Source organism: Candidatus Egerieousia sp., from assembly GCF_056211015.1.
Window position 1 is genome coordinate 17,644 of sequence record NZ_JBAELF010000068.1, and the last position, 11,080, is coordinate 28,723.

6 protein-coding genes are annotated in these 11,080 nt (G+C 47.9%); 2 read left to right on the forward strand and 4 right to left on the reverse strand.

Features of this window, described 5'->3' with window-relative positions; genetic code table 11:
- Window positions 1-68: 68 nt before the first annotated feature.
- Window positions 69-1,820, forward strand: coding sequence for a TolB-like translocation protein (locus AC06L3_RS04760; protein ID WP_475669476.1), 1,752 nt, complete (start codon window positions 69-71; stop codon window positions 1,818-1,820).
- Between the two features lie 13 nt (window positions 1,821-1,833).
- On the opposite strand, the gene dnaE is transcribed toward AC06L3_RS04760, so the two are convergent.
- From dnaE to AC06L3_RS04775, 3 genes are all read right to left on the reverse strand, one after another.
- Window positions 1,834-5,472: a DNA polymerase III subunit alpha gene (gene dnaE / locus AC06L3_RS04765; RefSeq protein WP_475669477.1), complete on the reverse strand. Its 3,639-nt coding sequence runs from the start codon at window positions 5,470-5,472 to the stop codon at window positions 1,834-1,836.
- Window positions 5,473-5,483: 11 nt separating this feature from the next.
- The gene (gene gpmI / locus AC06L3_RS04770) at window positions 5,484-7,049 is read right to left on the reverse strand and encodes a 2,3-bisphosphoglycerate-independent phosphoglycerate mutase (protein ID WP_475669478.1); all 1,566 of its coding nucleotides are present in this window, start codon (window positions 7,047-7,049) and stop codon (window positions 5,484-5,486) included.
- A 318-nt stretch (window positions 7,050-7,367) separates the two neighbouring features.
- Entirely contained in the window at window positions 7,368-9,629 is a 2,262-nt protein-coding gene (locus tag AC06L3_RS04775; RefSeq protein ID WP_475669479.1) for a ribonuclease R family protein, read from the reverse strand.
- Between the two features lie 448 nt (window positions 9,630-10,077).
- Here AC06L3_RS04775 and AC06L3_RS04780 point away from each other — a divergent pair, with 448 nt between their 5' ends.
- Window positions 10,078-10,353, forward strand: coding sequence for a hypothetical protein (locus AC06L3_RS04780; protein ID WP_475669480.1), 276 nt, complete (start codon window positions 10,078-10,080; stop codon window positions 10,351-10,353).
- 260 nt (window positions 10,354-10,613) lie between these two features.
- Here AC06L3_RS04780 and AC06L3_RS04785 read toward each other — a convergent pair whose 3' ends face one another.
- Complete coding sequence (locus tag AC06L3_RS04785) at window positions 10,614-10,808, reverse strand: hypothetical protein (RefSeq protein ID WP_475669481.1); 195 nt, start codon at window positions 10,806-10,808, stop codon at window positions 10,614-10,616.
- Window positions 10,809-11,080 lie beyond the last annotated feature (272 nt).

Sequence of the window (11,080 nt, forward strand, 5' to 3'; positions counted from 1 at the left end):
CAAATTTATAATTTTTTCTTGATAAAGGAAGATAATTAGTACCTTTGTTCCAATTATTTTTGACTCTTATGATTGGGAATCACTATATCAGGCTTTCAATTTCTGCAATTCTTGCGTTTCTGCTTTCGTTTCAGCCCGCCCGCGCACAGGAAACACAATCCAATGAAAACACCGGCAGTTCCAGAATTTTCCTTGAATATGTATCGGCGCCGGAGGTCATTGAATATAGGACCATGGCGCTGAAGGATTTCGTGCTGAATGACCCCTTTGCAGAGAACGGAAGCTGGAAACAGACTCCGGAAAGACTTCTCAGGCAGTTCTGCGGCGATGTTCCGGATTCAAGCCTTGCAAGCATGTTCGCAGTGATGTATTTCCCTGATAATGCGGACCAGTTCGTTTTCAGCGCACCTGACAAATCCGGCAGCTGGAACATATATCAGATGGAAAAACTGAACGACACGCTATGGAGCACACCTAAATTCGCCAGCGAAAATCTTGTTTCTGCAGGAAATGAAGTGTTCCCCAGACTGTCAGACAATGGCAAGGAACTGTACTTTGCTTCAAACGGATACAGCGGGCTCGGAAAATATGACGTTTTCGTGAGTTACCTTGATGAAGAAAGCGGCGAATGGGGCCTGCCGCAGAATCTGGGCATACCGTATTCCTCACCTTCAAACGAATACTTCTATTCCCCTAACCATGACCACACTAAAGCGGAACTGATTTCCGACCGTTTCCTTACAAACGGAAAGGTATCCATTTACATACTTGACATTGAAAACCTTCCTGTAAAGAAGTCCGTAACTCAGGCGGAGGCCAATAATCTTTTCAAGTTGAAAATAAAATCCAACGACAACAACGGTTCAAACCGGCAGGGCGCCCAGAGTTCGGAACAGATGAACTACAACAGGGCAGTAATGGGTATCAGGCACATACAGGACACCATCCGCAATGTTAACGAGCAGTTGGAGAAAAGCAGGGACACATATAATACCATTGCATCTTCAGACCCTGCAGGTGCACAGGCACTCGCACAGAAAATACATCAATTGGAAAGCAGGCTTGTTGAAATAGGCGCAAGGGAGCAGAAAGCTTCGGCTGAACTCCAGAAACTTGAACTTGATTTCCTGTCAAAGGGCATATTTGTTACCGCACCTGAAGAAACGGAGCAGGAGGAAGAACTTGCCGAAAAGAAGGTTGAATGGAAATCAGGCAGTTACGGTAAATGGCCGGCTATGGCTTTCGAGGATGCGGAGCTGGAGGAAGATACAAATTTCAGAATTGCGGAAACGACCCCTGAAATTCTCAGTACAGAGGATTTCCCGGGCGGGCTCATATATCAGATCCAGTTGTTCGTTGTAAGCAGGAAACAGACTGAGAAAGCCTTCAAGGGGCTTGCTCCGGTATATGAACGCAGGGGCAGCACCGGGAAATACATCTACTCCGTTGGTTTGTTCAGATCCTACAAGGATGCAATGTCAAACATAAACGCCGTGAAGAAACACGGTTTCCCCGGCTCCCAGCTTGTGGCCTACAACAACAGGAAATCCACCAGCATAAGGAATGCCAGGGCAATAGAGGAAAAGGAAAACAAGAACGCCACATACCAGGTGGTCATCTCAGGATATGAAACATTGCCTCAGAACGTTCTTCAGGCCATCCGGTCAAATACGGAAAAAGACATTTCAAAAGGCGCTGATGGCGGTTCAAGCGTTTATCTGGTTGGTATCTTCACAAAGAAAGCCGAGGCCGATTCTCTTGCAAAAGCACTGGAAAAGGTGTCTGACAGAACCATCGAGGTAAAAAAGGTGGAGAAATAAATGCAGGAAGCCGCTAGAACCGGCTCATGTCACAGAGGGTTTCGTACCTTATCTTATTGGTGTCAAGCCACTCCATAAGTTCATCCGATGCGTTAGTCTTGTATTTGCGTGAAAAGCAGTCAAGAGCTATGCCTTCCTTTGCGCACAGAACCTTGATGGAAAGAAGCTTGTCTCCCTTATTGGTCTTCAGGGCCTTTACGAACTCCTTCCTGAAAGCAGGATTTATCATTTCAACCGGCAGATGGATTTCAAAGGAATGGAGGAAGTCTGTCCTGGCGTTTGCAAGAAGCATTGCGTTGCGGATTTTAATGTCGCATTCCACAGGTCCCTTGTTCTCTTCTTCCTTCTTTGAATAGTCCTGGTTCTTTGTATAATTCTTTGGCTGGAGCTGAACTTTCAGCAATACGGCCTGGCCTGCTTCAAGAAGAGGGGCGTATCTTTCATAATCCTTGCCGAACACCCTGAATTCATGGCTTCCGGCATAGTCCTCAAGTGTGAACTGCGCCCAAGGCTGACCTTTGAGCGACATTTTTTTTGCCACTGTAGTAACCAGGCCGCCAACCATCAGCATTGCCCCCTGAAGTGCAGGCGTTGTTGCGGCATCCTCACGCATCTGTGCAAGTTTGTTTGCGGGACAGGTGGTGAAATGGTCCATCTCGAATCTGTAAAGATCGAGCGGATGTGCTGAAATGTATATGCCAACCAGTTCCTTCTCAACCTTGAGCATTTCAAGAATGTTCACTGGTGCCGTTTCCGGAATGTCCGGACGTACAGGCTTGAGCGTGATATCGTCTCCGAACAGCGAATTGCCGGCATAGAAGGAATCCTCGGCTATTTTTGAAGAATATGCGGCAAGAGTGTCAATGAAAGTTCCGCCATCTGCTGTAACTGCAAAGAATACATCCCTTTTCACATTCATTGAATCGAATGCTCCTGAATGAGCAAGGCATTCCAGCGCCTTCCTGTTCATGTTTCCCTTGCCTGCGGTCCTTTCAATGAAATCGAACGGATCCTTGTACGGGCCGTTCTCCCTTTCCTTGATGATAGCCTCAACTGAATTGTAGCCCATTCCTTTGATGCCGGCCATTCCAAAGCGTATGTTGCCGTCCTTGTTCACAGAAAAGTTCAAATCACTCTCGTTCACATCTGGACCAAGCACCGCAATGCCCATGCGCTTGCATTCCTTCATGAACTTTATGAGCTCGGTGATGTTGTTGAGGTTGCTTGAAAGGTTGGCTGCCATGAACTCGGCAGGATAATGAGCCTTGAGGTATCCTGTCTGATATCCCACCCATGCATAGCAGGTGGCGTGCGATTTGTTGAAGGCGTATTCCGCAAAGGCTTTCCAGTCTGTCCATATCTTTTCCAGCATGTTCTGCGGATGGCCGTTCTTCTGGCCCTGCTCCATGAAAATCTGCTGGTACTCCATCATCTTGTCCAGTTTCTTCTTACCCATGGCCTTGCGCAGACCGTCAGCCTGGCCCTTGGTGAAATCGGCAAGTTTCTGGCTCAGAAGCATTACCTGCTCCTGATATACCGTAACACCGTATGTATCTTCAAGTATGCTGGCCATTTCCGGCAGGTCATACTCAATCTTCTCCGTTCCTAATTTTCTGTTTATGAAGCTCGGGATGTACTCGATAGGCCCCGGCCTGTAAAGAGCGTTCATTGCAATCAGGTCCTCGAAACGTGAAGGCTTGAGTTGTCTGAGATACATCTGCATTCCCTCGGACTCGAACTGGAACGTGGCTATTGTTTCGCCGCGTCCGAAAAGTTCGTAAGTCTGCCTGTCATCAATAGGAATCCTGCTAATGTCAAGATCCTCACCCCTGTGCTTCTTTATGTTCCTTACCGCCTCCTTGAGAATGGAGAGTGTCTTGAGTCCCAGAAAGTCCATCTTGAGCATTCCAACATCCTCAATGAACTGGCCTTCGTACTGGCTCACCCACATGTCCTCACCGGTATCCTTGTCCTTTGCAAGACAGATAGGTATGTAATCGGTAAGATTGCCCCTGCCAATGATCACAGCGCAGGCGTGAACACCCGTATTCCTTACCGTTCCTTCAAGCTTGCGGGCATATTCAAGCGTTTCGGAAACATTGGGAATCTCCGAGGACTCCAGCGCCTCCTTCAGTTCAGGCACTCTCTCGAAACAGTTCTTGAGATTCACCTTGACCTTCTTCTCAACCTTTACCTCATTGCCGTCATTGTCCTTCTCGGTTACAATGTCAGGGTCAAAGGCATCGGGAACAAGCTTGGCAAGACGCTCACTTTCGGCAAGAGGCACCTGCTCTATTCGGGCCATGTCCTTGATTGCCGACTTGGCCTTCATTGTACCGAATGTAACAACGTGGGAAACGTGGTCCTTGCCATATTTCTGCTCTACATACTGAAGTACCTTCCCACGTCCGTCATCATCAAAGTCAATGTCTATATCAGGCATTGAGATTCTCTCCGGATTCAGGAAACGCTCGAACAGAAGATTGTACTTTATAGGGTCAACGCTGGTGATACCAAGACAGTATGCAACTGCGCTTCCTGCTGCACTTCCACGCCCGGGACCTACCCATACACCAATATTCCTTGCTGCATTTATGAAATCCTGAACTATGAGGAAGTAGTCAGGGAAACCCATGTTCCTTATGGTCTCCAGCTCAAAGTCAATCCTTTCCCTGATCTCATCGGTCATATCAGGATAAAGGCGCTCAGCCCCCTTGTAGCAAAGATGTCTCAGATAGTCGTTTGAATCCGTGAAACCATCGGGCAGTGTAAAGACAGGAAGGACATGGTCCCTGTCTATCTTGTACCTTTCAACCTTATCAGCCACCTCGATGGTATTGTCTATGACTTCCGGATGCTCCGGGAAGAGAGCTCTCATCTCCTCCTCTGTCTTGAGGTATTCCTGCTGGGTGTAATGCAGGCGGTTGGGATCCGTGAAATTCTTGTTGGTGGTAAGGCAGATGAGGCGGTCGTGCGCCGGACCGTCCTCCTTTGAGGTGAAATGCACGTCGTTTGTTGCAATCACCTTCACGCCGAGCTCCTGAGCAAGGCTGAAGATAACCTTGTTGACCTCAAGCTGCGCAGGATAGACATCCTCCGCATATCCAGGTATCTCGCTCTTGTGGAGCTGAACCTCAAGATAATAGTCATCTCCGAACAGATCCCTGTACCACTGTACGCTTTCACGCGCTCCGGCAATGTCTCCCTTGAGAATCTTCTGAGGAATCTCACCGCCGAGACAGGCTGAAGAGCATATCAGATTCTCGTGATATTTCTCCAGCAGCTCCTTGTCTATCTTGGGTTTGTAATAGAAGCCCTCCGTATATCCCAGGGACACCAGTTTCACCAGATTGTAATATCCCTGAATATTCTTTGCAAGAAGGATAAGATGGTTGGCACCCTGGTCCTCCCTGCCTCGCTTTGAGAAACGTCCCTCAGGATTCACGTAAACCTCGCAGCCTATGATAGGCTTTACGTCAGGGAAATCCTTTGCAACCTTGAGGAACTCCTTCACTCCGTACATATTGCCGTGGTCGGTTATGGCAATGGCCGGCTGACCGTCTGCAGCGGCCTTCTTGAAATGTGAACTTATTGAAGCGGCTCCATCAAGAATGGAATAATATGTATGGCAATGAAGGTGTACGAAAGGCATGGTACTTGGTATTAGAAATCAATCAGCGCTTTACCGGTCATCTGCTCAGGCTGGGCAATTCCCATAAGCTTGAGTATTGTAGGAGCAATGTCGGCAAGAATACCGTCCCTTACCGCTTTCACATCGTTGTCTACCACAATGAAAGGAACCGGATTCAAGCTGTGGGCGTTGCTCACCTTGCCCGCAGCATTTATGTATTCGTCACAGTTTCCGTGGTCTGCTGTAATGAGCACCGAGTAACCGTTCTCACGGGCAACTTCGGTAACCTTGGCCGCAAGCTCATCAACAACCTTCACAGCTGTTTTCATAGCCTCCCATACTGCTGTATGACCTATCATGTCACCGTTCGCAAAATTCAGGATAACCATATCGTTCTTCTGTGTCTTCAAAGCCTCAATCAGTTTGTCGGCAACCTCGTATGCACTCATTTCAGGCTTCAGGTCGTATGTTGCAACCTTAGGTGAAGGAACGAGTATTCTGTCCTCGTTCTCGAAAACCTGCTCCCTGCCGCCATTGAAGAAGAATGTAACGTGAGCATATTTCTCAGTTTCCGCAATCCTCAGCTGATGCTTCCCGGCAGCCGCAACAACCTCTCCCAATGTCTTGTGAACGTTCTCCTTGTCGAACAGAATATGCAGACCCGTGAAGGATTCATCGTAAGGAGTCAGACAGCAGTAATGCAAAGGCATTGTATGCATTCCCATATCAGGCATATCCTCCTGGGTAAGCACGCGGGTGATCTCCCTTGCACGGTCATTCCTGTAATTGAAGAAAATCACGGCATCATCCTTCTTTATGGTAGCCACATTCTTCACAGCACCCCTGCATCCTTTCTTCTTTACAGCGATAGGCAATAAAAACTCATCTGTTCCCTTGAACTCAGGATCGGCCTCCGCCTTTCTGTACGATGCCTCAACGGCCTGGGCAGGATTGAAGGTCACCTCACCTATGCCGTTCACCAACAGGTCGTATGCAATCTTGATTCTCTCCCATCTCTTGTCCCTGTCCATGGCATAGAAGCGTCCGATGACTGATGCTATCTCTCCTGTCTTCTCCTCCTTCATCACTTTCTGAAGCTGCTCAATGAAGCCCTTGCCGCTCTTGGGGTCGGTGTCACGTCCGTCCATGAAACAATGAACGTAAACTTTCTTCAAACCATAAGCGTGTGCAAGTCTGATCATTGCTATCAGGTGGTTGATTGTGCTGTGAACACCGCCGTCTGAAAGAAGTCCCATGAAATGCAGAGCCTTGCCGCTTTCCTTAACGTAATCGTATGCGGCCTTTATCTCCTTTACAGCCAACAGCGATTCGTTGCTCCTGCAGGCCTTGTTTATCTTTACCAAATCCTGGTCAACAACCCTGCCGGCACCGATATTGAGGTGGCCTACTTCGGAGTTGCCCATCTGCCCGTCCGGCAGACCAACGTTCTCTCCGCAGGCCAGAAGCTGGCTATGTGGATATTTTGCAATCAAAGCATCTATATTCGGCTGTCCTTGAGCAAAGATGGCATTCGTCTTTTCATTGCTCTCTCCAATTCCCCAACCGTCAAGGATCATCAAAAGTACTTTTTTGTTCATATTTTTTCTATCTGATTTATTTTTCATTCCGTTGTCTTGCGTCAGGCACTTCATCTGAAAAACTTTGCCTTTCCTGGGCAAAGCTTTTTCATATTCCAGTGCCTGCCGCTGCATTCGGGCACATAATCGCTCAAAGCGTGGCCATTTGCCACTTGTTGCATGTATTTGGTCACATTTTCACCTATTTCGTGACCATTTTTCATTTTTTTAAATCCGTTGGATGGCAGCAGTCATTGCTTTTCCATGGGACTCCGTCCCAAACCCTACTTCGCCGCTCCCGGGCTATACCGAACTTGCTGCTTCAAAATATGACTGAAATCAATATTCTGAAACCAGGGTGTAGTCTATGAGGCGCTGTTCCAAGGAAACTTTGAGAACTTTGATGCGGACTTTGTCACCCAGGCGATATATTTTCTTCGTGCGCTTGCCTGTTATTGTATATTCCTTCTCATCAAATTCAAAATAGTCTGTAGTAATATCGCGCAGGCTTACCATTCCCTCTATCTTAGTTGGCTCAATCTCAACGTAGATGCCACGCTCGGTAAGTCCTGAAATGGTTCCTTCAAATTCCTGACCTATCCTGCTCTGCAGATATTCTGCCATCTTGTATTTCACGCTTGCCCTCTCGGCTTCGGTTGCAAGCTGCTCCCGGCTGGAGCAATACTTGCAGAAATCCTCCCACTTGTTTGCAGCCACGCTTTCCTCACCGGCCAGATATCTTGCAAGCAGCCTGTGCACCATCATATCGGGGTAACGTCTGATAGGTGAAGTGAAATGTGTATAGTAATCAAAGGCCAGACCATAGTGGCCAATGTTGTCCGTTGTGTATTTTGCGCGGGCCATGCTTCGCAAAGCAAGAATCTGAATGGCATTGGATTCAGGCTTTGACTTTACCTTTTTCATAAGGGTGTTAAGTTCCTTTGCCACGGACTTGCCGTTTTCCGTTGGTCCCATGGCGTATCCGAAATGATGGATGAAGCCTCTCAACTGCTCAATCTTCTCCATATCAGGAGCATCGTGCACCCTGTAAACAAAGGTCTTCTTGGCCTTCATCTTTGCCACGTATGTTGCAACGGCCTTGTTTGCAAGGAGCATGAACTCCTCTATCAGCCAGTTGGCCTCGAAACTCATTTTCTGGATCACATCATACGGCTTGCCTTCCTGGTCAACAAGCACCTTCATTTCCGGACGTTCGAACTCTATCGCCCCGTGGGAGAATCTTTTCTTCCTCAGGATTGCGGCAAGTTTCTGCAACTGGCCAACGGCGGCAAACACCTCCTTTTCCTTGGCTGAACTTCTTCTCTTCCTTACAGTCTTTTCAACCTCTTCCAATGCATTGGCCGTACATTCCAAAGATGATCCGTTTACATCTGCACTTCCTGATACCGGACATGAAGCGGCTTTTCCGGCTGCTTGAAGTTTCAGCGCTTCAAGCCTGCTGCGGTCAAGTCCGCCCATCTTTGCCAGAGCATTGTCTTCAAGATACTCCTGAACTTCCTCGTAACAGAATCTTCTGTCTGACTTTATAATGGTTCTTCCAAACCAGGTATCCTTGATATTAGCCTTTTCATCCAATTCAAATACAACAGAGAAAGTAAGTTTCTCCTCCCCCGGCCTGAGTGAACACAGATTGTTGGAAAGAACTTCGGGAAGCATTGGTATCGTCCTGTCAACCAGATATACGGAGGTTCCCCTCTGGTATCCTTCCGTATCTATGGTGTCGTTCGGAAGAACATAGTGGGTAACATCAGCAATATGAACGCCCACTTCAAAATTACCGTTCTCCAGCTGCTTGAAACTCAGGGCGTCATCAAAATCCTTGGCATCGGCAGGGTCAATTGTGAAAGTCAGTGTCTTTCTGAAATCGCGTCTTTCTTCAATGTCCTTCTTGCTAATCTTCACCGGGATGCCCGCAGCGGCCTGTTCAACCTCATTGGAGAATTTATATGGCAGGGCATATTCTGCAAGGATTGCATGCATCTCTGTCTCGTTGTCTCCAGGAAGTCCAAGATCGTCGAGAAGCTGACCCAGCGGAGCGTCCATACCGTCACGCCACCTCACAATTTTCACCGCAACCTTGTGGCCTTCAAGCTTTCGCAATTCCTCGCTGAAAGGAAGTTTTATGTCGTATGGCATTGACTTGCTTTCAATGATAACCCATACCGTCTTGTAAATGATCTGAAGCAATCCAACGTACGGCATATTACTCCTTTCAACTATTGCAAGGACCTCTCCTTCCATACGCTGGCCATTATTTCTTTGCTCCAATGAATTGCCGCCTGCTCTAAACTTATCTCTTCTGGCCTTTACGGCAACACGCACGGTATCACCGCTCAACGCACTGTGCATCTTCTTTTCCGGAATGAAGATATCGTCCTTTCTGCCCTCAACGGTAACGAAGCCGTAGCCTCCTCTTCCCATTGAAACCGTGCCTACCACATCCTCAAGTTTGCCAAAGCCGCTAGGTTTCCGGCCGTTACGTTTGCGGTCCTTGACCATTCTGCTTTTTTCACCACGCACCTTTTTTACGGTCTTTGCCAGACCGCCTTTCTTCTTGGCGTTTTTCTTACTATTGCTCATTACACTAATATTGTTCTACGTAATTCACATTCGAGTTTTCTCAATCTCCGTCCTGCTTCGCTCCAGCATTGAAGTTCAAATTTCGTCTTGAGCCAAACAATAACATTCCTCAAGTTTTGCTATAGTTTAACTAATTCCTTTTCAAGTACTTACGTGAGATTTGCGCAACATAGGACATTAATACTTGCAACTCACCCGAATTTAACCCTGCAATTTACCGCTTTTTTCAAAATACCGCAAATCCACTGCCCAATTAATGTTCACAATAAAATTGTTATTCCGCCACGAGCAGGTTAAGGGGCAAAACCTGCTCGAAACAGCAAGATTCCCGGCAAAACGAGCAGGTTAAGGGGCAAAACCTGCTCGAAACGGGCAAAATCAGACTGCTCGTACAGGAAATGAGCAAATCCTGTACCGAACGGGCAGGACCAGACTGTCTGTACAGGAAATGGCTAAATCCTGTACGGAGCGAGCTAAATCAGTCAGTTCGTACAGGAAACGGCGAAATCCTGTACGGGATGGAGATGCGGATTGGCAAAGCAATGAGGCAAAAGCAATGTGGCACCGCCGCTGGCCTTATACCCAAGCCAGCGGCTACAGCAGGAAGCGCTGCATGGAGCTTTCAAGGGCTCCATTGGTGCTTCCGCTGTTGCCGGACCATTCGTTCCCTGACCAGGTACGCTCAAGCCCACATAACTGTGAAGAGTTTGAGTTCACCCGCTAGAAGAACGCTATTGATTATCAGACAGCTACCAAACTAGCCGAGTGCAACCGCTAGGATGCCTAAGGGGTTGAGTCTGGCAGTGGGAAATACATCATAGCTTATCAATCAGTTAAGGAATCGAGTAAACTGAAAATTCTGAACAGAAGGGGTTTGAGCGCAGTTGCCGGAAATGATTGCAACGTCTCAAGCAATCCCGCATCCGGATACTCGTATCCATCCCGAACGAACATGAAATTGCAGGAGAGATTTTGTCGTTATTGTCATGAAGAACTGAAATTCAGATCCGAAAAAGGCATCAGTAATTCCTTGCCCGCCAAAGCAGCCTGCGATATGTGCGGCTGGAATGTGTTCTGTGGCATGAGGTCGCAGGCAGACCGGCCAAAATGAGGGGTCAGCCTGCAACGGGCACCATTCTGCGCCACTCCAAGCAGGGTCCGCGCAAGCAGCTCTGGCATAAACATAACCAAATGATGTGACTGACGCATTCAAGCGGACAAAAACAGAATTTGAGTGGATTTATTCAAAGCGGTACTCACCAGGTGCGCTCAGAGTGGTCTGCAAGAGGGATGGATGTTAACAACCCCCATCATTTTGGTGGGGTGGTTCTCACCTGTCCTTATTAGAACGCATTCCTGCAAGGGTGTACGAAAACGACTTGTGTCAAAAGCATCATGGCGACGCCGCTGGCCCTTCAAGGGCTCCATTCGCACTTCCGCTGTTGCCAGTC